The sequence below is a fragment of the Rodentibacter trehalosifermentans genome (assembly GCF_002000545.1).
GTDB classification, from domain to species: Bacteria; Pseudomonadota; Gammaproteobacteria; order Enterobacterales; family Pasteurellaceae; genus Rodentibacter; species Rodentibacter trehalosifermentans.
This window is the reverse complement of record NZ_MLHL01000028.1, coordinates 20,291-43,469: the sequence shown is the minus strand read 5'-3', so window position 1 is coordinate 43,469 and position 23,179 is coordinate 20,291. Positions and strand designations below refer to the sequence as shown.

Genomic DNA, 23,179 nt, shown 5'->3' with positions numbered 1-23,179 from the left:
TATTCAACGTGTGAAGTGTTGATGGTGATACCACGCGCTTTTTCTTCAGGTGCGTTATCAATTTGGTCAAATGCACGAGCCGCACCGCCGTAGTGTTTTGCTAATACGGTAGTGATGGCTGCTGTTAAAGTTGTTTTACCGTGGTCAACGTGGCCGATTGTACCCACGTTTACGTGCGGTTTTGTACGTTCAAATTTTTCTTTAGACATTTAAAGAGTCCCTCTAAATAGACACGGTTATCGATGGGTAAATAAACCACATTAACCAATAAAATTGTTTACTAATTTAAATAAAAGGAAGAGAAATTTAAGGCTGGTGCTGATAGGCGGATTTGAACCGCCGACCTCACCCTTACCAAGGGTGCGCTCTACCAACTGAGCTATATCAGCGTTTGGAGCGGGCAGCGGGAATCGAACCCGCATCATTAGCTTGGAAGGCTAAGGTAATAGCCATTATACGATGCCCGCAAGTCCTAAATTCGTCTGTCCCATCAGATTCATCTAAATGATGGTGGAGGGAGAAGGATTCGAACCTTCGAAGGCTGAGCCAACAGATTTACAGTCTGCCCCCTTTGGCCGCTCGGGAACCCCTCCACGCTAAATGAATACTTATTCACGAAAGGATGGTGCCGACTATCGGAATCGAACTGATGACCTACTGATTACAAGTCAGTTGCTCTACCTACTGAGCTAAGTCGGCGTATCGTAAGCAAGTGAGGCGTATTATATGGAAAAAAGTTTGCCTGACAAGTGTTTTTTCCAAAAAAATTTATTTTTTTAACTATTCGCTTACTTTGCAAGCAAAACGCCATAATTTTGCCGTTATTTTCAACAATTTTGCGAAAAACAATGCATAACAACAGGTTATACGGTATATTTTTCGATATTTTTTCAAACCTTTATTGCATCAGAATCGTGGAAATTTCAAATCAACTTACCCCATTTCTACATTTTAACCGTGCACAATGGGCGGATTTACGCAAGTCGGTTCCCCTAAAATTAACCGAACAGGATCTCAAACCTTTACTAGGTTTTAATGAGGAACTTTCCCTTGAGGAAGTCAGCACCATTTATTTGCCGCTTACCCGTTTGATTAATTATTACATTGATGAAAACCTTCGCCGCCAAACCGTGTTAAATCGTTTTCTCGGAGGGCAAAATCCGAAAGTGCCTTATATTATCGGTATCGCAGGCAGCGTGGCGGTGGGCAAAAGCACCTCCGCCCGTATTCTGCAATCCCTCCTCTCCCATTGGCCAAATGAAAGAAAAGTGGATCTCATCACCACGGACGGCTTCCTCTATCCCCTTGAAAAACTCAAACAAGATGATTTATTGCAAAAAAAAGGGTTCCCGATTTCCTATGACACCGCAAAATTAATTCGCTTTCTCGCAGAAGTAAAATCCGGGCATAAAAATGTCAAAGCCCCCATCTATTCCCATTTAACCTACGATATCATCCCGAATCAATTCGATATCGTAAATCAACCGGATATATTAATTTTGGAAGGGCTAAATGTCCTACAAACAGGGGGAAATAAAACCTCTCAGACTTTCGTGTCGGATTTTGTGGATTTTTCCATTTATGTGGATGCGGAAGAAAAGCTATTAAAAGAATGGTATATCAAACGTTTTTTGAAGTTTCGTCAAAGTGCGTTTAGAGATCCCAATTCTTACTTTAAACACTATGCCGCCCTTTCCAAACAAGAAGCCATCAGCACCGCAAGTCAGATTTGGGAAAATATCAACGGGTTAAATTTGCGGGAAAATATTCTCCCAACCCGTGAACGAGCCAACCTCATTCTGACCAAAGGGGCGGATCATGCCGTTGAGTTGGTCAAACTGCGAAAATAAGTGCGGTTAAAAATTCCCGTATTTTCCATAAAAAATATGCGGAAATGCCACCGCACTTTTACAGATTTTTGCGGAATAAAAGGCACGACAAGGCAAATTGTCGTGCTTTTTTTGTTTTTTTCATTCCTCGGGGCTACCAATGCCGCAAAATTTCATTACAATGAAAAACCTTATAAAAAAACAACAATAATAGGATGCAAACACGATGACAGGCGCACAGCTCATTATGGAATGCTTGAAAGCACACCATGTTACCACCCTTTTCGGTTATCCCGGTGGGGCAATCATGCCCACCTATGACGCACTTTATGATGCAGGCCTAGACCACCTTCTTTGCCGCAATGAACAAGGCGCCGCAATGGCAGCCATTGGCTATGCCCGTTCCACGGGGAAAGTGGGCGTGTGTATTGCCACCTCCGGTCCCGGTGCAACCAATTTGGTCACAGGTCTTGGCGATGCGATGATGGATTCCATTCCCATCATCGCCATCACCGGTCAAGTGGCATCTCCTCTAATCGGTACTGACGCCTTCCAAGAAGCGGATGTGCTTGGGCTTTCCCTTGCCTGCACCAAACACAGTTTTATCGTACAAAGTCCGGATGAATTGGCGGATGTTTTCGCCCAAGCCTTTGAAATTGCCCAAAGCGGTCGTCCCGGTCCCGTGTTAATTGATGTACCACGTGATATTCAAATAGATGAAGTGCCGGCACATATCCACGCTTATGCCAAAACACCGGCAAAACCGACCGCACTTTCCAACGAGAATTTAGCGCAAGCAAAATCGCTCTTATCGACTGCCCAAAAACCGGTACTTTATGTAGGCGGTGGTGTGGGTATGGCAAAAGCCGTACCGGCATTGCGTGAATTTTTAGCCCAAACCAATATGCCATCGGTTTCCACCTTAAAAGGCTTAGGTACAATTCACCCAGACCATGATCTCTATATGGGGATGATCGGTATGCACGGCACGAAAGCAGCAAATTTGGCAGTGCAAGCGTGCGATTTATTGCTTGTTTGTGGCGCACGTTTTGACGATCGTGTCACAGGAAAGCTTGACACCTTTGCCCCCCATGCCAAAGTGATTCATTGTGATATTGATAGCGCGGAAATCCATAAGCTCCGCCATGCAGATATCGCCTTACAAGGGGATTTAATTCAAGCCCTAAATGCCTTAAAACAACCGCTTAATATTGAACCTTGGCGTGAGCATATTCGAGAACTTAAAGCAAAATTAGATTTCACCTATGTGGATAATGCCGGCAATCGCCCTATTGATCCTTGGGCATTACTGAACACCCTATCCCAACGTAAACCGCAAAATGCCGTGGTCTGTACTGATGTGGGACAACATCAAATGTGGTCAGCCCAACATATGCAACATTTTGCACCGGAAAACTACCTCACTTCCGCCGGTTTTGGCACCATGGGATTTGGTTTACCGGCTGCGGTAGGCGTGAAAAAAGCCCGTCCACAAGACGAAGTGATTTTGGTCACTGGTGACGGTTCTTTAATGATGAATATCCAAGAACTGGGCAGTATTAAACGGGGAAATTTAGCGGTGAAAATTTTACTGCTAGATAACCAACGCCTCGGTATGGTGCGTCAATGGCAAGATTTATTCTGGAACAAACGCCGTTCTGAAACCATTTTGGAAGACAACCCGGATTTTGTAATGCTTGCCAATGCCTTTGACATTCCGGCAGAACGCATTGAACGTGCAGATGAAGTGGATGCCGCACTCAACCGATTACTCGAAAGCGACACCGCCTATTTATTACAAGTGTGCATTCCGCCTGATGATTGCGTTTGGCCACTGGTGCCGCCAAATGCCTGTAATGCGGATATGGTGGAGGAAATATAAAATGAATAGTTATCAAATTGAACTCACCGCAAACCGCCGCCCGGAAGTCTTAGAACGTATTTTACGCGTTGTCCGCCACCGAGGTTTCACGGTGACTGCGATGCAAATGGAATTAATCGAAGGAAAAGTGCGGTTAAAAATCACCGTAAAATCTGACCGCCCTTTGAATTTATTGGTAAACCAATTGGCGAAACTGCCGGATGTTTTGCTCATCAATTAAACCATGAACATCATTAACGCCCACTTATTTTAGTAAATATGGCATTAAATAAGTGGGCAAATGATATAAGAGGTCAAGTCCATGTTAATTCGCCCCGAAAAAGCGGAAGATTATCAACAAATCTATCAATTGGTTAAATCTGCTTTTGACAAAGCTGAACATTCAGACGGTAAGGAACAGGATTTAGTTGAGCATTTACGTCAAAGCCAATCATTTATCCCTGAACTTGCTTTAGTAGCAGAAATAAATGATGAAATTGTTGGTTATATTTTGTTTACGCAAGTCCGTATCGGTGAAAATATCGAGCTTGCCCTCGCCCCTCTTGCGGTGTTACCTACAGCCCAACGGCTAGGGGTTGGAAAAGCCTTAATCAAGCGAGGACACGAAATCGCCAAACAATTGGGTTATCACTATGTTATTGTATTAGGAAATCCCCATTATTATGGAAAATTGGGTTATCAACCCGCCCGGCAATTTCAAATGACGGCACCCTTTGAGATCGATGATGCCTTTTTTATGGCTGTTGAACTCAATCCCCCTCAAAATAATGTACAAGGTGTTGTTCAATATGCTGATGAATTTGGCATTTAAGGGAAATTTATCCTTATTTATTGTTATTAACCTTTTTATTATTACATCAAACTTGGAGAGATTATGCCAAAACTACGTTCGGCGACCAGTACACAAGGTCGTAATATGGCAGGGGCACGAGCCTTATGGCGCGCCACAGGAATGAAAGAAAATGACTTCGGAAAACCTATTATTGCAGTGGTGAACTCCTTCACGCAATTTGTACCGGGACACGTCCATTTAAAAGATATGGGGCAGCTTGTCGCCAAAGAAATTGAAAAAGCAGGCGGTGTAGCAAAAGAATTTAACACGATTGCGGTGGACGACGGTATTGCCATGGGGCACGGTGGCATGCTGTATTCCCTACCTTCTCGTGATTTGATTGCCGATTCTGTGGAATATATGGTAAATGCTCATTGTGCCGATGCCATGGTCTGTATTTCCAACTGCGATAAAATTACACCGGGTATGTTGATGGCGGCAATGCGCTTAAATATTCCCACCATTTTTGTTTCAGGCGGCCCAATGGAAGCCGGTAAAACCAAGCTTTCAGATCAACTCATTCGTTTAGACTTAGTGGATGCCATGATAGAAGCGGCAGATCCGAAGGTATCTGATGAACGCATTGATGCCATTGAGCGTAGCGCCTGCCCGACTTGCGGGTCTTGCTCCGGGATGTTCACGGCAAACTCAATGAACTGCCTAACAGAAGCGCTAGGGTTAAGTTTACCGGGCAATGGTTCGATGCTTGCCACCCACGCTGACCGTAAATCCCTCTTCTTAAAAGCCGGTCGCCAGATTGTAGAATTGTGCAAACGCTACTACGAACAAGATGACGAAAGCGTATTACCACGTTCAATCGGTACTTTTGAAGCCTTTGAAAACGCCATGAGTTTAGATATTGCCATGGGCGGTTCAAGCAATACCGTGTTACATTTATTAGCCGCCGCACAAGAAGCCGGGGTCGATTTCAAAATGGCAGATATTGACCGCCTATCCCGTATTGTACCTTGCTTAAGTAAAATCGCCCCTAATACCAATAAATACCACATGGAAGATGTGCACCGTGCAGGGGGGATTATGGGCTTATTGGGCGAACTCGACCGTGCCGGATTAATCCATAAAAATACCCACACCGTATTGGGAATGAGCATGGGCGAGCAGCTTGATCAATACGATATTATTCGTAACCAAGACGAAGAGTTACACAAATTCTTCCGAGCAGGGCCTGCCGGTATTCGCACCACTGAAGCCTTCTCACAAGATTGTCGTTGGGATACGGTGGATAATGATCGTGAAAACGGCTGTATTCGTGATAAAGCGCATGCGATCTCACAAGAAGGGGGATTAGCGGTGTTATTTGGTAATCTCGCAGAAGACGGTTGTATTGTAAAAACCGCAGGCGTAGATGAATCTATTTGGAAATTCAGCGGCACAGCCATTGTATTTGAAAGCCAAGAAGATGCCGTTGCCGGCATTTTAGGTGGCAAAGTGAAAGAAGGCAATGTAGTGGTAATCCGCTACGAAGGGCCAAAAGGCGGGCCGGGTATGCAAGAAATGTTGTATCCGACCAGCTATTTAAAATCCATGGGCTTAGGCAAAAAATGTGCTTTATTAACGGACGGACGTTTTTCCGGCGGTACATCCGGGCTTTCCATCGGCCACGCTTCCCCTGAAGCGGCCTCCGGTGGGGCAATTGGTTTAGTGCGTGATGGAGATATCATCGACATTGATATTCCAAACCGCTCAATCAATCTAAAAATTAGCGATGAAGCCCTCGCCGCCCGTCGTGCGGAACAAGATGAAAAAGGCTGGGTGCCGGCAAATCGCCAACGTGAGGTATCTTTTGCCTTGAAAGTGTTCGGGCATTTCGCCACCTCTGCCGATAAAGGTGCGGTGCGGGATAAAACCCTTTTAAAATAAAACCGTAGGGTGTGTGGATAGGCAACAATCCACGCACACTTTGTGTGCAAAATTCAGTTCACACACCCGACAAAGTGCGGTTAATTTTTCGCTGTTTCAATATTATGTGGGGCACACTACGTCGCTTGTAATACGTTGAAATCATTTGGTTTTATAAAGGACGCGCACTGTGTCTTGACGCTCATTGATATTTTTATTTTATATATTTACAAATATAATTCCAAAAACACCGAAAAAATAACCGCACTTTTCGTACAAGGGAATAAACTCCATCACTTGACCTTGAGATTTAATGATAGACAAAAAAACGCTCCAACAAACAGTATTATGAAAAATCTACTCACTAACCCACAACCAAGCCAAAGCGATTATATCAATGCGATTGTCAAACTGGGCTCACGCGTTTATGAAGCCGCAACGGTCACACCGTTACAGAAAATGGGTAAACTCTCCGAACGCCTACACAATAATATTTGGATTAAACGGGAAGATCGCCAACCGGTGAACAGCTTTAAACTGCGTGGGGCTTATGCGATGATCTCAAGCCTCTCACCGGAACAAAAAGCCGCAGGCGTCATCGCCGCATCAGCCGGAAATCATGCTCAAGGGGTTGCCTTATCCGCCAAAGAACTCGGCTTGAAAGCCTTAATCGTCATGCCACAAAACACCCCTAGCATTAAAGTGGATGCGGTGCGTGGTTTTGGCGGCGAAGTATTATTGCACGGTGCCAATTTTGATGAAGCAAAAGCCAAGGCGATAGCCCTTTCCAAAGAAAAAAATATGACCTTCATTCCGCCTTTTGATCACCCCTTGGTGATTGCGGGACAAGGTACATTAGCAATGGAAATGCTACAGCAAGTGGCGGATTTAGATTATGTTTTCGTGCAGGTCGGCGGCGGCGGTTTGGCGGCCGGTGTGGCAATTTTACTGAAACAGTTTATGCCGGAAATTAAAGTGATCGGCGTAGAATCTAAAGATTCCGCTTGCTTAAATGCCGCCCTTGAAAAAGGCGAACCCACCGATCTCACCCATGTCGGGTTGTTTGCAGATGGGGTAGCGGTGAAACGAATTGGCGATGAAACTTTCCGATTATGTCGCCAATACCTTGACGATATGGTGCTTGTCGAAAGTGACGAAGTGTGCGCCGCCATGAAAGACTTATTTGAAAATGTGCGTGCTATCGCTGAACCCTCAGGGGCACTGGGCTTAGCCGGATTAAAAAAATATGCGAAAAAACACCATATTGAAGGCAAAAATATGGCGGCTATTTTATCCGGCGCGAACCTAAATTTTCACACACTACGTTATGTCTCCGAACGTTGCGAAATTGGCGAAAATCGTGAAGCCTTGCTTGCAGTTACCATGCCGGAACAACCGGGAAGCTTCTTAAAATTTGTTCAAGTGTTGGGCAATCGCGCAGTCACAGAATTTAGTTATCGCTATGCCGATGACAAGCAAGCCTGTATTTTTGTTGGGGTACGCACATTAGATGAAGCGGAAAAAACCGAGATCATCAACGATCTCACAAAAAACGGTTTTGATGTGGAAGATATGTCTGATGATGATATTGCCAAAACCCATGTTCGCTATCTCATGGGAGGGCGCTCTGCCAATCCGAGTGAGCGTTTGTATACTTTTGAGTTTCCGGAACAAAAAGGGGCATTACTTAAATTCTTAGAAACCTTACAAAATCGCTGGAATATTTCCCTATTCCATTATCGGGCCCATGGTGCGGACTACGGCAATATTCTTGCCGGCTTCCAACTAGGAGAAACCACACAAGCCGAATTTGAACAAGCACTGGAAGAACTCAATTATGTTTATGAGGATGTGACCGAAAGTAAATCCTATCGTTACTTCTTGCGTTAAAAGCAACTAAAAAAAGAACCGCACTTTTCTCCTAAAGTGCGGTTCTTTTTTGCATTGTTTTTTATTTTACAAATTCACTAAATTCCAATTCATAGTCATCGCCATCTCGGGAATATTTGATATAGCGGGGGAATTGTTCGCCGGCGAATTTTTTCACCATAATATCTTTATTACCCGTTTTAAAGGTATAGGTAATTTCCGTCACTTTCTGTTTATTGTATTCAATTTGTTTCTCACGTTGATTAACCTTCACATTTTCCATCGGGTAGAGTTTTTTACCATTGGTAATTTGAAAACTGCTTGGTAATTTATCGTAATAACTGAGCTGAAATGCCATGGTGAATAAATCAAAAGTAGGTAAGTTAAGTGCTTCCGTTTTTAACCCACTTTTCACTTTGCCGTATTCAATCGTGCTCGGCGAAATTTTTGATAGCGCATAAGGTTTGCCATTACGCACATCCTGATAATTCACCATTTTAAACTGAGTGGGGGTTTGTGAGCCTCGAGATAAAAAAACAATGTTGTAAAGGGGAATATTAATTTTGGCATTCACCGAATATTGTGCGCCGTCTGCTTTAAAATGCACATAGGCAGGCATTAAATAATTAGAGCTGTATTTGATATTGTAATCCACCGCAGACCATGCATTGGGAATGTAGGCAATAAGTGCGGTAAAAAGAATTTTAAAAAATTTCATCAGCGTTCCTTATAAAAATGAAATGTCTTTGTTAGAGCAATGTTTTGTGGATAAGTTCGTAAATATAAAAAACGGCGCATTATGCACCGTTTTGTTCATAAATCAATCAATTTAAAGTAGCACATTGGCAAGCAACAAACCAATTGCCACACTAAATACCATACTCAGTAAGCCCGGTAACATAAAGCTATGGTTAAAAATGTATTTACCGATTTTGGTTGTGCCGGTGGTATCAAAGTCAATGGAAGCAATAATCGGCCCATAGTTTGGTACAAAGAAATAACCGTTTACTGCTACAAACACCCCGATTAACACCGGAGCAGGAATACCAAGGGCAATACCAAGCGGGAATAAGGTCGCCACGGTGGCACCTTGACTGTTTACTAATACGGAAAGCACAAATAAAGCAAGCGCAAATGTCCATGGTGCAGTTTCAACCAGACCTTTCACCATATCTTTCACTTCCGTCATATGAGCTTGCATTAATGTATCGCCTAACCATGCGATACCAAAAATTGCGATCACTGCACGCATACCGGCGTGGAACACTGACCCCTTAGTGATTTCCGTGCTATCCGGTTTACAAGTGAGGACGATCAACGCACCAATGGATAACATAATAATTTCAATGGTATGTGCCATTCCCATCGGTTTCCCATCAAACACCGGACGTAAAGAAGGAATCGCCCCCATTAACACTACAAGTAATGCGCCGAATAAGAAGAGAGAAACGGAAATTTTTGCGGTTTTGCTGATTTCTAATTCTTTCACATCCGTCGTAGAATTAAAGGCATCAGCATATTTCGGATCTTTTAAACGACGTTGATATTCAGGATCATCTTTCAGTTCTTTCCCCATTTTGTTCACAAAAATACAAGCAAAGAAGATACCTAAAAGAGTTGCCGGCACAGTCACTATTAACACATCGCCGAGATGAATACCTTGCGGTTCAAGATAAGCGACTACCGCAACAACCGCCGCTGCAATCGGGCTAGCCACAATGGCAAATTGTGAAGCGATCACTGCCATTGAAAGCGGACGTTCCGGACGAATACCGTTTTGACGGCTCACTTCTGCGATAACCGGTAAAACAGAATAAGCCACGTGACCTGTTCCTGCCAAAAAGGTGAATAACCAAGTGACCGCCGGTGCGATGAAAGTAATGTGTTTTGGGTTACGACGTAAAATTTTTGTCGCAATTTTGATCATATAATCCAAACCGCCTGCCGCTTGCATTGCCGCCGCCGCCGCAACCACCGCCATAATCATAAACATCACATCAATGGGTAAACCCGCCGGTTTCAAACCAAAACCAAAGGAAAGAATGGCAAGCCCCAAACCGCCAAATACACCAAGACCGATACCACCGACACGTGCCCCCACCAGGATACACAATAGCACGATGGCAAATTGTAATAAAAACATTGCAGACATACTGCCCCCTAAGTTAAAAAATAAACGATTATGTTGTTATAAAGCGGCGTCAATATACCAACAAATAGGCAAGGCTTCTATAATTTAGATCAAGAAACCCTCTCTTGTTAAAAAGTGCGGTTATTTTTCACCGCACTTTTCACTTGTAAAACGTTAGAAATCTTCAAAATATTGCTGGATTACTTTCGGATCTTTGGTTTGCGTTAATGAAAGTTGTAATAACACCCGTGCTTTTTGCGGATTTAGTGTACCGGAAGCCACAAAGCCATACAGAGAATCATCCACCTCGGCATCACGGGTGGTATAACCGGTCGGTACACGGGAAGAACGCACCACCGCAACCCCTTCTTTTGCCGCTTTTTCTAAACGTTCCAAATGAGCCGCATTGACATTGCCGTTCCCCACACCAGCCGTCACAATACCTTGATAACCGGCCTCCAATAAGGCATTTAACGGGTCAATCGGTGCGTTAGAATAGGCATAAACAATCCCCACTTTAGGTAAGCTGTCTAATTTTTCCACATTAAATGGTGTGTTCACTGTATGCTTGCTTTCCGGTGAACGTTCATAATCCACCTTGCTATTATGAATATAACCTAACGCACCAAAATTTGGTGAATGGAAGGTTTGCACCGCTGTGGTGCTGGTTTTCGTTACATCACGTGCACCAAGCACTTCATTATTCATCGCTACAAGTACACCGCGACCGGCAGATTTTTTATCGGTCGCCACCACAACTGCGTTATATAAATTTAACGGACCGTCTGCACTCTTTTCCGTGGCAGGACGCATCGCCCCCACAAGTACAACCGGTTTTTCACATTTTACCGTGAGATCTAAGAAATAGGCGGTTTCTTCCATCGTATCAGTACCGTGTGTGATCACAAAACCATCGGTATTTTTACATTGCGCATTGATTGCCTTCGCCAATTTTAACCAAACCTCATCATTCATATCTTGTGAACCGATTTTCACAATTTGTTCACCCTTGATATTGGCAATATTTTTCATTTCCGGTACTGCCTCAATCAAAGTATCAATATTAAGCTGTCCGGCTTTGTAGGCAGAATTGACCGCACTTTGTCCACTACCGGCAATCGTGCCGCCTGTCGCAAGAATCGTAATATTCAGTAATTCAGCCGCATTCACCGCAGAAACACTAAAACCTAGTAGTAAAGAGAACGCCAATTTGTTTAATTTCATAAAAAACTCCATAGGGATAATAAATTCCCTGCTATCTTCTAACTAAACCGATTAAGATGGAATGGCAAAAAGAGAAAAAGATGATCTTGATCATCAAAAATAATATTTTTTATCAGCCCCTCCAATCACCACTACATTTTATTTTTTCCAATAAATTGGTTCGACCAGCTAACATTTTTACGATATTTGGGTTGACATGCACGTTAAATTAATATATTTATTCTAAATAATTGCATAAATATGCAAAATAAATCTTATTGGAGTAAATATGAAAGTTGGCATTATCGGCATTACGGGTTATAGCGGCACGGTACTTTACACATTACTGGCACAACATCCGAAAGTCTCTCAAGTCATACTTTATGGCAGCACACAAGAAACGCAAATGCTCAGCGAGCGCATTCCCGCACTTGGGAAAAACGATATAATAATCAAACCATTTGATGTAAAAAATATTCAACAAGAAACGGATTGCCTATTCTGTGCCACCCCTTCGGGGGTCACAGGGAAGTTAATGCAACCCTTAATTGATAGCGCTTTCCCTGTCATTGATTTATCCGGCGATTTCCGCTTGAGAAGCGAACAGCTCTATGAAAATTGGTATCACCAAAAAGGGCGGAAATTACCACCAACAAATAAAATTACTTATGCATTGCCCGAATTTACCACTCACTATACCGCCTATATCGCCAATCCGGGTTGTTATGCCACCGCTACTCTATTAGGCTTAGCTCCTTTGGCAAGAGCCGGCATTATTGAAGCGGGCTCCATTATTACCGATGCAAAATCTGGCGTATCCGGGGCGGGGAAAAACCCGGCTACACATACGCATTTCCCTTTTATCAACGAAAATTTATGGGTTTACCGTTTAAATCAACATCAACACATTCCCGAAATCACACAGCAATTAAGGGATTGGGATGCAAGTTTGCAACAAATTCAATTTTCGACCACATTATTACCCATCACTCGTGGCATTATGGTGAATACTTATGCAAAACTTACCCAGCCGGTTACACAGTCAATCATCGAAAACATTTTTACACAATGTTATGCAGAAAAGCCCTTTGTGCGTTTTAGAGGCGCACAACTGCCAACCATTAAAGAGGTGGTCGGCTCCAATTTCTGCGATATCGGTGTGATGTGGAACCCTTCCACAAAAATCGTCACCATCGTCTCTGTGATCGACAATTTAATGAAAGGTGCAGCTGGGCAAGCGGTGCAAAACTTTAATTTATATTTTGGATTTGAGGAGACGGTCGGTTTACCGCAGTTTCCCTTATTCCCTTAAGTAATGGAGGAAAGCATGAACAAAACAAAATGGCAAGAACAAGCATTTTGCTGGCCAAAAGGTTACAGCAGCGATGCGGTACACGCAGGGTTGCGTTATAGCAAATTGGATTTAGGCTGGGTGGTGTCTGATGTGGTGGCGAATGCTGCCGGTGTTTATACAACGAATAAAATTTGTGCTGCCCCCACCTCAATAACCAAAAATCTGGTGAAAAAAACACAACAATTGCAGGCTATAGTGATGAACAGTGGGTTTGCTAACGCTTGCACCGGAGAACAAGGCGTTAAAGATGTGTTATTAGAACAACAATGGGTGTCTGAAAAACTCGGTATCTCCGCTGATCTTGTGGGTGTGGCTTCCACCGGTCTCATCGGCACTGCATTACCCATGGATAAAATGCGACAAGGCATTGCAAAGCTGGAAAAAACACAAAACGATTTAATCACTCAAGCCATTTTAACCACGGATACTAAAACAAAAACACTTTGTTTACGCATTGAGATTGAGGGGAAACCTTGCACCATCACCGGTTTTGCAAAAGGCTCCGGAATGATCCACCCGAATATGGCGACCATGTTAGCCTTTGTAGTAACAGATTGCGCCATTGAAGCCAATACTTTGCAATCACTTTTGAGTGAATTAACGGAACAAACTTTCAATCAAATCACCGTTGATGGCGATACTTCCACCAATGATATGGTGTTATTAATGGCAAACGGCAAAGCTGGTCATCAACAAATTAACGAACAAAGCACCGACTACCCACTGATTAAACAGGCTTATCAATTTATGCTCACCGAATTGGCAAAAATGATCGCACAAGACGGTGAAGGGGCAACAAAATTGATTGAAGTGAATGTGCAAGGCGCTAAAACCATAGAAGAAGCCAGAATTGCGGCGAAATCCATTGTGGGTTCAAGTTTAGTGAAAAGCGCTATTTTCGGCGCGGATCCAAATTGGGGGCGGATTCTCAGCTCACTGGGAGCAAGCCAAATCCATATAGATCCAACACTGATTGATGTGAATATCAATCAAACGCCTATTGTAGCAAAAGGGCAAGCGGCACATTTCTCCGAAAAGGAAGTGAGTGAAATTCTAAAAAGTGCGGTCATTGTGATTGATGTTTTTTTACACATTGGAAACGCACAGGGGCAAGCTTGGGGGTGCGATTTAACCTATGAATACGTCAATATAAACGCTTCTTATGCCACCTAGTGATGGAGGAAAAAATGAAAAATCTGATCGTCATTAAAATTGGCGGTAATGCCGGTGCCGAACTCACGCCAGTCTTTTATCAACAACTTAAACAATGGCGGGCTGCGGGAAAAGCCGTTCTTTTGGTTCACGGTGGAGGCAATAAAATCTCCGAATATTGTGAAAAATTGCAATTACCCGTGATGAAAAAAGACGGTATCCGTGTTACCGATGCTGCCACATTAGAAATCACCCAAATGGTGTTATTAGGCTTAATTCAACCCCAAATTTTGCAGCAGCTCGCCTCTCATCAGATCCCGGCAATGGGGTTAAATACACTCTCAAATACTGCTATCCAAGGTGAAATGATCGATCCGCTCACACTTGGTTCGGTGGGAAAAGTAACGGAAATTTACACCGCACTTTTTGAGAAATTCTTAAATGATTATGTGGGTGTCGTTGCCCCATTAGCACAGGATGCGCAAGGGGGTTGGCTGAATATTAACGGTGATCATGCCGCCGCTGAAATTGCGGCATTATTGCAAGCGAAAGCACTTTATTTGGTTACCGATGTGCCGGGCGTACTCAAAGAAGGGCGGGTAATTTCAATCATAACACCCGCAAAAGCAAAACAATTACAGGCGAAAAAGGTCATTGGCGGTGGGATGTTGCCCAAAATCAATGCCGCATTTTATGCCGTTGAAAAAGGCATCCCGAATGTGAAAATTTGCTCAAACACATTAAATGAAGGCACGATATTTAAGGAAGACTAAATGAGTACGTTATTTAACACTTACAAGCGTTTCCCCTTTGAAATTATCAGCGGAGAGGGTGTCTATCTCACGGATAATCACGGAAAACGCTATTTGGATTTAACCAGTGGAATCGGCGTGTGCAATCTCGGCTATAACGTAGAATCCCTCAATCAAGCGGTGATCCAACAATTACACCGCCTATGGCACACCTCCAATTTATATCACAGTACACTCCAAGAGCAGGTGGCAGCAAAACTGGTAAAAGGCAAAGACCAATTAGTCTTTTTTTGCAATTCCGGCACAGAAGCCAATGAAGCGGCGATCAAATTAGCCCGAAAATACACGGGTAAACACAAACTCATGGCATTTCATCAGTCTTTTCACGGACGAACCATGGGGGCGCTTTCTATCACGGGCAATGAGACAATTAAAAGCGGGTTCGGTAGATTATTAAATGACGTTGATTTTATTGATTACAATGAGATGTCTTCATTATCTGCCATCACTTCGGATTATGCCGCCGTTTTCGTGGAAATCATACAAGGTGAAGGTGGGGTAACCCTTGCTGATACCGAGTGGTTAATTGCCTTAGAAAAACAGTGCCAAACACAAGGTGTGTTACTTATTGTCGATGAAATTCAAACCGGTATGGGGAGAACCGGTAAACTCTTTGCCCATCAACATTATGGCATTCAACCGGATATCATAACCCTCGCAAAAGGGTTGGCGAACGGTTTACCTTGTGGCGCGGTCATCGGTAAACAAAAACTGGGGGAGGCATTTCAACCGGGTTCACACGGCTCGACCTTTGGTGGTAACCCGATTGCTATGGCAGCCGCCAATCAAGTTCTGGACTGTTTAACCCCTACTTTACTTGAAGAAGTCCAACACAAGGCTGAATGGTTATTTGAAAAAATAGAAAAAGAATTGACCGCACTTACTATGGTAAAACGTGTTTCCGGTAAAGGTTTTATGCTAGGCATACAGCTTGCTAACAATGTTCCTGTCGAGGAAGTGCTAGGCAAACTCCACGAAAAAGGCATACTCGCCCTATCTGCACGAGGCAATACCCTACGTTTATTGCCTCCCCTTATCATTTCAAAAGAAGAATTGGACAAAGCCATCACACAAATTCATCAAGTGCTAAGTGCATACTGATTCATAAAAAGATTGACACTTGCTGTCAATCTTTTCTTTTTTCCAACCACGCTTTGCAAAACAAGAATTTTTTTGAAAGAAAACCAAACTACGGTTATACTTAAGCCCTCTTTCAGCCTAAACTTAACTAACATTAATTTGAGATAACAATGCAAGAATTTCTGCCTGATGCAATTCAATTTGCACAAAAACACACCTTACTCACCGTTTCTTGGTTTGCCATTTTCGCCGCAGTGATTTACACCTTTTTAAAATCGGCAACCGAAAAATTTAAAGTCATCGCACACCCTGAGGTGATTCGTTTAATGAATAATGAAGATGCCGTAGTGATCGATCTTCGTACCCTTGATGAATACCAACGTGGTCATATCATTAATAGTCTCAATTTACTCCCAAGCGATATCAAAAATGCCAATCTCGGTAAAATTGAACAACACAAAGAAAAACCATTGATTTTGGTGGATGTGAATGGCATATCGGCACCGGCATCTGCCGCATTGCTCACAAAACAAGGCTTTGCTCGCGTTTATGTACTAAAAGAAGGAATTGCCGCTTGGATGGGCGCAAATTTACCTATCGTTAAAAAACACAAATAAGGAATTAAAATTATGTCCGAACAAAACCAACAGCCAGAAATCGCTGCAGAAGAATCACAAGCCGTTCTACAAATTCAGCGTATTTATGTGAAAGATGTGTCTTTTGAAGCACCAAATCTTCCTCATATTTTTCATCAAGAATGGAAACCCAAATTAGGTTTTGATTTAAGTACAGAAACCGTGCAATTAGGTGATGATCTCTATGAAGTCACCCTAAATATTACCGTTGAAACCACTTTGGAAGATTCCGGGGATCTTGCGTTTCTCTGTGAAGTGAAACAAGCCGGTGTATTTACCATCAGTGGTTTGGAAGAGGTACAAATGGCACATTGCTTAACCTCACAATGCCCGAATATGCTGTTCCCTTATGCCCGTGAATTGGTCTCAAGTTTAGTCAACCGTGGTACCTTCCCGGCATTAAACCTTTCACCGGTGAACTTTGATGCCTTATTTATTGAATATATGAACCGTCAGCAAGAAGCAGGAAATGCCCAAGCTGAAGAAGCAAAAGAAACTCAACATTAATTCTTGATACAAAGGGCAAGCTTTGGGTTTGCCCTTTATTTTTTGGGGGAAATGATGCAACCTCAATCACCGATTACTGTGCTTGGCGCCGGTTCTTATGGTACGGCGTTAGCGATTTCTTTCTCACGTAACGGATCCCCAACCTATCTTTGGGGGCATAATGCTACGCATATTGAGCAAATGCGTCTCGAACGCCAAAATCGCCGTTTCTTACCCGATATTGTTTTTCCTGAAGAATTACACCTAGAATATGATTTGGCACAAGCGATCCTACGCTCACAAGATATTTTAATCGTCGTACCAAGCCATGCGTTTAACGAAATTCTCAGCCAAATTCGACCGCACTTACAACCTCATCATCGCCTTATTTGGGCAACCAAAGGATTAGAGCGAAACACCGGACGGCTTTTACAAACCGTGGCGGAAGAAAAACTTGGAACAAATTACCCGCTTGCCGTACTTTCCGGCCCCACTTTTGCCAAAGAGCTGGCGCAAGGCTTACCCACAGCTATTACCCTCGCTTCCAATAACGAACAATTTGCTCTTGAATTTCAGGCTCGCATTCATTGCAGCAAGCATTTTCGGGTGTATGTGAACACAGATATGATTGGGGTGCAGCTGGGTGGTGCAATTAAAAATGTTATTGCTATTGGTGCCGGTATTTCCGATGGAATGGGATTTGGCGCTAACGCACGCACGGCATTAATTACCCGGGGCATTGCAGAAATCAGCCGATTAGGGGCTTCCTTAGGGGCAAATCCCAACACCTTTATGGGAATGTCCGGTTTAGGGGATCTTGTCTTAACCTGTACCGACAATCAATCACGCAACCGCCGTTTTGGACTGATGTTGGGTGAAGGTTTAACGGCACAAGCGGCAATGGAAAATATCGGGCAGATCGTGGAAGGTTTTTACAACACAAAAGAGGCTTATCTCCTCGCCCAACGACAAGGCGTGGAAATGCCCATTACAGAGCAAATTTATCAAATTCTCTTTTGCGGGAAAAATGCACAAGATGTTGTTCGCAGCTTACTTGGGCGTGAACGAAAAGGCGAATAAGGAGGAAAAATGACATTAGAAGTATGGCAACATATTCGTCAAGAGGCGAAAACATTAGCGGAGCACGAACCCATGCTTGCGAGCTTTTTTCATTCCACCATTTTAAAACACCAAAATCTGGGCAGTGCGTTAAGTTATTTGCTCGCCAATAAATTAGCCAATCCCATTATGCCGGCAATTTCTTTGCGTGAAATTATTGAAGAGGCCTATTTCGCCGAACCGGCGATTATTGATTATGCCGCTTGCGATATTAAAGCCGTACGCCAACGGGATCCTGCGGTAGAATTGTGGTCTACCCCCTTGCTTTATTTAAAAGGGTTTCACGCCATCCAAAGCTATCGAATCACCCACTATTTATGGCAACAAGATCGAAAAGCCCTCGCCCTCTATTTACAAAACCAAATTTCCGTAGCCTTTGATGTGGACATCCACCCGGCGGCAAAAATTGGGCATGGTATTATGTTCGATCACGCCACCGGCATTGTGGTGGGGGAAACCTCGGTGATTGAAAACGATGTGTCCATTTTACAAGGTGTCACCCTAGGCGGCACAGGCAAAGAATCCGGTGATCGCCACCCTAAAGTGCGGGAAGGTGTGATGATTGGTGCCGGGGCAAAAATCCTTGGCAATATCGAAGTGGGTAAATATGCGAAAATCGGCGCAAATTCTGTGGTACTTCAACCTATACCGGAATATGCCACCGCAGCCGGCGTTCCTGCCCGCATTATCGGCAAAGACAAAGCCGCCAAACCTGCCTTTGAAATGAACCAATATTTTATTGATGATGGTATGAATTTGAATATTTGAGGTGAAAAATGATGTCTGAAATAACAAAGTGCGGTCAATTATTGAACCAATATCGAGATCAAATCAAAATTTATAAGCTCACCAATAAACAAAAGGAAGATGATGAGAGAGCAAAAGATACCGTAATTGAAAATTTAATTAATCCGAAAATATTCAATCGTCTTTTATCAAGAAAAATTAATAAAGAGGATATTTTAAAAATGACCACAAAACATGATTTTTGTGGAGTTTGGAAAGTCAAAATTATCAGAAAGGTTGAATTTGAATATACCGAGAAGAAAGATATTTTTGTATCTTTAGAAAACCAATCTAAGATTGCTCAAATAAAAGTTGGTGATGATGTCTTTAATGTTAAAAATGAGATGATTTCAATTCCAACCATTGAAATTGGCGAAGAAGAAATTAAATTTGACTATTTATTTGAGTATCCCAATAAAACTTTCGATAAAAAATTCAATAAATATCTGGAAAAACATAAAGATTCAATTATCAGCGCTAACATTGATAAAAAAATCTCAAAATGGAATAAAGACTATTCATTGGATCAAGTTATTGAAAAACTCTATTTAAATGATATTTTTGAATTTTTAGAAGAAAATATCTATATCCAATCTTATGATGATAAAAATAACAATGCCTATAAAATAACTCAAGAAGATTTAGAGTTAGACATAGCGCTTTATTTAATTCCGATTATTTCCGTAAGTTGCCAAATTAAGGATGAAAATAAATCTCGAATTTTTCATATTGATGCTATTACCCGTGAAATTCGCCCGATTATCTCCGAATCATCAAGTAATACAGAACTCATTGAAACAGTTGGAGAGGGATTGGGTGAAGGTGCGGCATTCTTAGCACCACATAAACTCTTAGAAGAACCCCTTAAGAAAAGTGTAAAAATAGGGGTAAAGACAATCACTAAAATATTTGGGAAATAACTATGATCAACAAAGATACTCAACTCTGTATGTCCCTTTCCGGCAGACCGGGAAATTTTGGCACAAACTTTCATAATTATTTATATAAAAAATTAGGGCTTAACTTTATTTATAAAGCCTTTACCACGCAAGATATTGAACATGCTGTAAAGGGAGTTAGAGCCTTAGGGATCCGTGGTTGTGCGGTGTCTATGCCTTTTAAAGAAAGCTGCATGCCGTTTTTAGATGAAATTCACCCGTCAGCCCAAGCCATTGAATCGGTCAATACCATTGTTAATGACAATGGCTTTTTGCGCGCTTATAACACCGATTATATTGCTATTGTGAAATTAATTGATAAATATCAATTAGATAAAAATAGCTCCGTGATTGTACAAGGCAGTGGCGGCATGGCAAAAGCTGTGGTAGCCGCATTTAAAAACTCAGGTTTTGAGAAACTGAAAGTTTACGCCCGTAATGAAAAAACAGGCCAATATTTGACCACACTTTATGGCTATGACTACATCAATAGTTTAGAAAACCAACAGGCTGAAATTTTAGTCAATGTGACCCCAATTGGAATGAAAGGGGGAAAAGAAGAATTTGATCTCGCCTTCCCAAAATCGCTGATTGATGCGGCAAGTGTCGCCTTTGATGTGGTGGCGATCCCTGCTGAAACCCCATTTATCCGCTATGCCGAAAGCCAAGGAAAACAAATTATTTCCGGTGCTGAGGTGATTGTTTTACAGGCGGTGGAACAATTTGAACTCTACACCCACCAACGCCCAAGTGATGAATTAATTCATGAGGCCGCTACCTTTGCGAGAGCAAATAGTTAAAAGTGCGGTTAAAAATAAAGGCGTTTTGAAATTCACAAACGCCTTTTTATCATATTAAGCTAATAGTTTTCTCACCCCTTCCACGACCACTGAAATGGCTTTTTCTTCACTGGCTTTTATGGTGGCTTCATTTGGGATTTCTTGCTGGGTACGATTAACAATCACCCCGGATACCATACCGGCACGCAAACCTAAGGCACTACACATGGTAAATAAGGTGGCCGATTCCATCTCAAAATTCATCACATTGAGATCTTGCCATTGTTTGAGTAAACCTTGGTAATCACGATAAACTTTTCCACTGTAAGTATCATAACGTTCTTGCCCCGGATAGAAGGTATCGGAGGAGGCAGTAATGCCAACAAATGGCTCAACACCTTTCTCTTTTGCTGCATTAACCAGTGCAGTGGTACATTCAAAATCTGCCACAGCCGGGTATTCCAATGGGGCAAAATGTCGGCTTGCCCCATCTAAACGTACTGCGCCGGTGGTAACCAAAATATCACCTACATGAATATGCGGTTGGATTGCCCCTGTTGTGCCAATACGAATAAAAGTACGCACGCCAAGTTGGGCTAATTCTTCCACACAAATGGAAACGGAAGGCCCACCAATCCCGGTTGAACACACCACCACCGGCTGACCATTGAGATATCCCAACCAAGAGGTGAACTCTCGAGTGCTGGTGAGAAATTCAGGGTTATCAAGATGTTTGGCAATACGCTCACTGCGTGCCGGATCACCGGGAACAATTGCAATAGTTGCCCCTTTTAATTGGGCTTTGGTGAGGTTTAAATGAAATACGTCTGACATAATTGTCTCCTTGTTTAAATTTGGCGGTAAAAATAACCGCACTTTGGTTTATTATTTTTTCAATGCACCCAAAATACCACGCATAATTTGTTTTGTGACTTGATTACGAATATTACGCCCGACGGATTTCGCCACACTATTTACCATTTGCTCTGTTGGGCTGAGCTTATCCCCTCGTTTTTGAGTACCAAAAATCATACGGCTTAGGCTGCCTAAAATACCGTTTTCTTCTTCCTCTTGGGCTTGCTGTGCTTGTTTTTGTTGAACAGCGGCAAGGTCGGCTTGTGCATTTAATACTTCAAAGGCTGATTCATTATCCACATAATCTTTATAGAAAGAATAAAGCTCATCATCTTTCACCCATGCATGACGTTCTTCGGCAGAAAGGGGTGAAAGTTGGCTTTTCGGCGGGTAAATATAAGCTATTTCAACAGGGGTTGGCATTCCTTTTTCATCTAAGAAAGAAACCAATGCTTGCCCCACACCAAGGGTTGAAATCGTTTCCACCACATTCACTGCAGGATTGGCACGGAAGGTTTCAGCAGCAGATTTAACGGCTTTTTGATCTCGTGGAGTAAAGGCTCGTAAGGCATGTTGCACACGGTTTCCTAATTGCCCTAAAACCGTATCCGGCAAATCCAACGGGTTTTGGGTGACAAAATAAATCCCCACCCCTTTGGAGCGAATTAAACGAACCACCTGTTCCACTTTTTCCACCAATACTGCCGGCGCACCGTCAAATAACAAATGTGCCTCATCAAAAAACATGACAAATTTCGGTTTATCAGGGTCACCCACTTCCGGCAATTGTTCAAACAGTTCAGACATCAACCAGAGTAAGAACGCACTATACATTCTTGGTGAATTAATCAATTTTTCGGAATTAAGAACATTGATGACCCCTCGCCCATCTCGGGTTTGTAACCAATCGTCGAGATTAAGTGCCGGTTCACCAAATAAATTACTTGCCCCTTCATTTTCAAGGGTAAGCAGAGCACGCTGAATCGCCCCCACACTTGCCGTAGAGACATTGCCATATTCCACTTGGAAAGTTTTGCCATTTTCCGCCACATATTTCAGCATGGCGCGGAGATCTTTTAAATCAATCAGCAATAAGCCTTTATCATCGGCTACACGGAATACCAAATTAAGTAATCCCTCTTGGGTGGCATTGAGGTTTAATAGACGGGAAAGCAATAACGGGCCCATTTCAGAAATGGTGGTGCGTAATGGAATTCCGGTTTCGCCAAATACATCCCAAAAAGAAACCGGATAACCGCTCAGATAATGTTCGCCACCTAAATCAAACTGTTCAATACGTTCGGCGATTTTGCCACTCAATTGTCCCTGCTGAACCAACCCTGAAATATCACCTTTCACATCCACCAAAAAAACAGGCACACCATCATCACTAAATGCCTCGGCAATTTTGCGTAGGCTAACCGTTTTCCCTGTCCCTGTCGCACCAGCAATTAATCCGTGTCGGTTTGCCATTTTTGCTGTTATACCCAATGTTTTTCCCTGTTCTGTTCGGGCGAGATCATATTGCATAAGTGTTCCTTTTTATTGTGTATGAAGTGAACAAGATAATAAGGAAA

At 42.7% G+C, this 23,179-nt stretch carries 22 protein-coding genes and 4 tRNA genes; 16 read left to right on the top strand and 10 right to left on the bottom strand.

What is annotated here, in order from left to right; genetic code table 11:
* The 5 genes from BKK52_RS05995 to BKK52_RS05975 form a co-directional block, all read right to left on the bottom strand.
* On the bottom strand, window positions 1-209 hold a 209-nt coding region (locus BKK52_RS05995; protein WP_039096477.1), incomplete at its 3' end, for a GTP-binding protein.
* Between the two features lie 104 nt (window positions 210-313).
* Window positions 314-389, bottom strand: a tRNA-Thr gene (locus BKK52_RS05990).
* Between the two features lie 3 nt (window positions 390-392).
* A tRNA-Gly gene (locus BKK52_RS05985) sits at window positions 393-467 on the bottom strand.
* Between the two features lie 41 nt (window positions 468-508).
* A tRNA-Tyr gene (locus BKK52_RS05980) sits at window positions 509-593 on the bottom strand.
* Window positions 594-623: 30 nt separating this feature from the next.
* Window positions 624-699 (bottom strand) — tRNA-Thr (locus tag BKK52_RS05975).
* Between the two features lie 215 nt (window positions 700-914).
* Here BKK52_RS05975 and coaA point away from each other — a divergent pair.
* The 6 genes from coaA (at window position 915) to ilvA (ending at window position 8,293) form a co-directional block, all read left to right on the top strand.
* The gene (gene coaA, locus BKK52_RS05970) at window positions 915-1,850 is read left to right on the top strand and encodes a type I pantothenate kinase (RefSeq protein WP_077419955.1); all 936 of its coding nucleotides are present in this window, start codon (window positions 915-917) and stop codon (window positions 1,848-1,850) included.
* 205 nt (window positions 1,851-2,055) lie between these two features.
* Window positions 2,056-3,711, top strand: a complete 1,656-nt coding sequence (gene ilvG, locus BKK52_RS05965) for an acetolactate synthase 2 catalytic subunit (RefSeq protein ID WP_077473730.1) — start codon at window positions 2,056-2,058, stop codon at window positions 3,709-3,711.
* A 1-nt stretch (window position 3,712) separates the two neighbouring features.
* On the top strand, window positions 3,713-3,931 hold the full coding sequence (ilvM, locus tag BKK52_RS05960; RefSeq protein WP_077419908.1) for an acetolactate synthase 2 small subunit: 219 nt from the start codon (window positions 3,713-3,715) through the stop codon (window positions 3,929-3,931).
* Window positions 3,932-4,012: 81 nt separating this feature from the next.
* Window positions 4,013-4,522, top strand: a complete 510-nt coding sequence (locus BKK52_RS05955; protein ID WP_077419909.1) for a GNAT family N-acetyltransferase — start codon at window positions 4,013-4,015, stop codon at window positions 4,520-4,522.
* A 63-nt stretch (window positions 4,523-4,585) separates the two neighbouring features.
* On the top strand, window positions 4,586-6,424 hold the full coding sequence (gene ilvD, locus BKK52_RS05950) for a dihydroxy-acid dehydratase (protein ID WP_077478242.1): 1,839 nt from the start codon (window positions 4,586-4,588) through the stop codon (window positions 6,422-6,424).
* A 327-nt stretch (window positions 6,425-6,751) separates the two neighbouring features.
* Window positions 6,752-8,293 (top strand): threonine ammonia-lyase, biosynthetic, encoded by a 1,542-nt coding sequence (gene ilvA, locus BKK52_RS05945; protein WP_077419956.1) that lies wholly within the window; start codon window positions 6,752-6,754, stop codon window positions 8,291-8,293.
* Between the two features lie 61 nt (window positions 8,294-8,354).
* On the opposite strand, the gene BKK52_RS05940 is transcribed toward ilvA, so the two are convergent.
* The 3 genes from BKK52_RS05940 to ansB form a co-directional block, all read right to left on the bottom strand.
* Window positions 8,355-8,990, bottom strand: coding sequence for a hypothetical protein (locus tag BKK52_RS05940; protein ID WP_077419911.1), 636 nt, complete (start codon window positions 8,988-8,990; stop codon window positions 8,355-8,357).
* Between the two features lie 111 nt (window positions 8,991-9,101).
* Window positions 9,102-10,424 carry an anaerobic C4-dicarboxylate transporter gene (locus tag BKK52_RS05935; RefSeq protein ID WP_077419912.1) on the bottom strand — a complete coding sequence of 441 codons (1,323 nt, stop codon included), beginning with the start codon at window positions 10,422-10,424 and terminating at the stop codon, window positions 9,102-9,104.
* Window positions 10,425-10,577: 153 nt separating this feature from the next.
* Window positions 10,578-11,627, bottom strand: coding sequence for an L-asparaginase 2 (gene ansB / locus BKK52_RS05930; protein WP_077473729.1), 1,050 nt, complete (start codon window positions 11,625-11,627; stop codon window positions 10,578-10,580).
* 268 nt (window positions 11,628-11,895) lie between these two features.
* Here ansB and argC point away from each other — a divergent pair, with 268 nt between their 5' ends.
* The 10 genes from argC to BKK52_RS05880 all read left to right on the top strand — a co-directional run bounded on the left by argC (window position 11,896) and on the right by BKK52_RS05880 (window position 20,768).
* A complete protein-coding gene (argC, locus tag BKK52_RS05925) occupies window positions 11,896-12,918 on the top strand; it encodes an N-acetyl-gamma-glutamyl-phosphate reductase (protein WP_077478240.1) in 1,023 nt (340 codons plus the stop codon).
* Between the two features lie 15 nt (window positions 12,919-12,933).
* A complete protein-coding gene (gene argJ, locus BKK52_RS05920) occupies window positions 12,934-14,133 on the top strand; it encodes a bifunctional glutamate N-acetyltransferase/amino-acid acetyltransferase ArgJ (RefSeq protein WP_077478238.1) in 1,200 nt (399 codons plus the stop codon).
* Window positions 14,134-14,147: 14 nt separating this feature from the next.
* Window positions 14,148-14,885, top strand: coding sequence for an acetylglutamate kinase (gene argB, locus BKK52_RS05915; RefSeq protein ID WP_077478237.1), 738 nt, complete (start codon window positions 14,148-14,150; stop codon window positions 14,883-14,885).
* On the top strand, window positions 14,886-16,025 hold the full coding sequence (locus tag BKK52_RS05910) for an acetylornithine transaminase (protein ID WP_077419917.1): 1,140 nt from the start codon (window positions 14,886-14,888) through the stop codon (window positions 16,023-16,025).
* 149 nt (window positions 16,026-16,174) lie between these two features.
* Window positions 16,175-16,621, top strand: coding sequence for a rhodanese-like domain-containing protein (locus BKK52_RS05905; protein ID WP_077473724.1), 447 nt, complete (start codon window positions 16,175-16,177; stop codon window positions 16,619-16,621).
* A 12-nt stretch (window positions 16,622-16,633) separates the two neighbouring features.
* Window positions 16,634-17,146 carry a protein-export chaperone SecB gene (gene secB, locus BKK52_RS05900; RefSeq protein WP_077478235.1) on the top strand — a complete coding sequence of 171 codons (513 nt, stop codon included), beginning with the start codon at window positions 16,634-16,636 and terminating at the stop codon, window positions 17,144-17,146.
* A 51-nt stretch (window positions 17,147-17,197) separates the two neighbouring features.
* The gene (gene gpsA / locus BKK52_RS05895; protein WP_077478233.1) at window positions 17,198-18,205 is read left to right on the top strand and encodes an NAD(P)H-dependent glycerol-3-phosphate dehydrogenase; all 1,008 of its coding nucleotides are present in this window, start codon (window positions 17,198-17,200) and stop codon (window positions 18,203-18,205) included.
* A gap of 9 nt (window positions 18,206-18,214) precedes the next feature.
* A complete protein-coding gene (gene cysE, locus BKK52_RS05890) occupies window positions 18,215-19,012 on the top strand; it encodes a serine O-acetyltransferase (protein WP_077478231.1) in 798 nt (265 codons plus the stop codon).
* 11 nt (window positions 19,013-19,023) lie between these two features.
* Window positions 19,024-19,950 (top strand): hypothetical protein, encoded by a 927-nt coding sequence (locus tag BKK52_RS05885; RefSeq protein ID WP_077419922.1) that lies wholly within the window; start codon window positions 19,024-19,026, stop codon window positions 19,948-19,950.
* 2 nt (window positions 19,951-19,952) lie between these two features.
* Entirely contained in the window at window positions 19,953-20,768 is an 816-nt protein-coding gene (locus tag BKK52_RS05880; RefSeq protein ID WP_077478229.1) for a shikimate 5-dehydrogenase, read from the top strand.
* A 54-nt stretch (window positions 20,769-20,822) separates the two neighbouring features.
* Here BKK52_RS05880 and udp read toward each other — a convergent pair whose 3' ends face one another.
* On the bottom strand, window positions 20,823-21,581 hold the full coding sequence (gene udp, locus BKK52_RS05875) for a uridine phosphorylase (protein WP_077478227.1): 759 nt from the start codon (window positions 21,579-21,581) through the stop codon (window positions 20,823-20,825).
* A gap of 51 nt (window positions 21,582-21,632) precedes the next feature.
* Entirely contained in the window at window positions 21,633-23,132 is a 1,500-nt protein-coding gene (locus tag BKK52_RS05870; protein ID WP_077478225.1) for a helicase HerA-like C-terminal domain-containing protein, read from the bottom strand.
* Between the last annotated feature and the right edge of the window lie 47 nt (window positions 23,133-23,179).

What these genes read in the sequence shown, in the direction of transcription:
- ilvD (WP_077478242.1), top strand. Translation starts at nt 4,586, where the DNA reads ATGCCAAAACTACGTTCGGCGACCAGTACACAAGGTCGTAATATGGCA.
- BKK52_RS05910 (WP_077419917.1), top strand. Translation starts at nt 14,886, where the DNA reads ATGAGTACGTTATTTAACACTTACAAGCGTTTCCCCTTTGAAATTATC.
- BKK52_RS05905 (WP_077473724.1), top strand. Translation starts at nt 16,175, where the DNA reads ATGCAAGAATTTCTGCCTGATGCAATTCAATTTGCACAAAAACACACC.
- argB (WP_077478237.1), top strand. Translation starts at nt 14,148, where the DNA reads ATGAAAAATCTGATCGTCATTAAAATTGGCGGTAATGCCGGTGCCGAA.
- secB (WP_077478235.1), top strand. Translation starts at nt 16,634, where the DNA reads ATGTCCGAACAAAACCAACAGCCAGAAATCGCTGCAGAAGAATCACAA.
- ilvM (WP_077419908.1), top strand. Translation starts at nt 3,713, where the DNA reads ATGAATAGTTATCAAATTGAACTCACCGCAAACCGCCGCCCGGAAGTC.
- ansB (WP_077473729.1), bottom strand. Translation starts at nt 11,627, where the DNA reads ATGAAATTAAACAAATTGGCGTTCTCTTTACTACTAGGTTTTAGTGTT.
- argC (WP_077478240.1), top strand. Translation starts at nt 11,896, where the DNA reads ATGAAAGTTGGCATTATCGGCATTACGGGTTATAGCGGCACGGTACTT.
- udp (WP_077478227.1), bottom strand. Translation starts at nt 21,581, where the DNA reads ATGTCAGACGTATTTCATTTAAACCTCACCAAAGCCCAATTAAAAGGG.
- BKK52_RS05870 (WP_077478225.1), bottom strand. Translation starts at nt 23,132, where the DNA reads ATGCAATATGATCTCGCCCGAACAGAACAGGGAAAAACATTGGGTATA.
- ilvG (WP_077473730.1), top strand. Translation starts at nt 2,056, where the DNA reads ATGACAGGCGCACAGCTCATTATGGAATGCTTGAAAGCACACCATGTT.
- BKK52_RS05880 (WP_077478229.1), top strand. Translation starts at nt 19,953, where the DNA reads ATGATCAACAAAGATACTCAACTCTGTATGTCCCTTTCCGGCAGACCG.
- BKK52_RS05940 (WP_077419911.1), bottom strand. Translation starts at nt 8,990, where the DNA reads ATGAAATTTTTTAAAATTCTTTTTACCGCACTTATTGCCTACATTCCC.
- BKK52_RS05955 (WP_077419909.1), top strand. Translation starts at nt 4,013, where the DNA reads ATGTTAATTCGCCCCGAAAAAGCGGAAGATTATCAACAAATCTATCAA.
- BKK52_RS05885 (WP_077419922.1), top strand. Translation starts at nt 19,024, where the DNA reads ATGTCTGAAATAACAAAGTGCGGTCAATTATTGAACCAATATCGAGAT.
- BKK52_RS05935 (WP_077419912.1), bottom strand. Translation starts at nt 10,424, where the DNA reads ATGTCTGCAATGTTTTTATTACAATTTGCCATCGTGCTATTGTGTATC.
- ilvA (WP_077419956.1), top strand. Translation starts at nt 6,752, where the DNA reads ATGAAAAATCTACTCACTAACCCACAACCAAGCCAAAGCGATTATATC.
- argJ (WP_077478238.1), top strand. Translation starts at nt 12,934, where the DNA reads ATGAACAAAACAAAATGGCAAGAACAAGCATTTTGCTGGCCAAAAGGT.
- gpsA (WP_077478233.1), top strand. Translation starts at nt 17,198, where the DNA reads ATGATGCAACCTCAATCACCGATTACTGTGCTTGGCGCCGGTTCTTAT.
- cysE (WP_077478231.1), top strand. Translation starts at nt 18,215, where the DNA reads ATGACATTAGAAGTATGGCAACATATTCGTCAAGAGGCGAAAACATTA.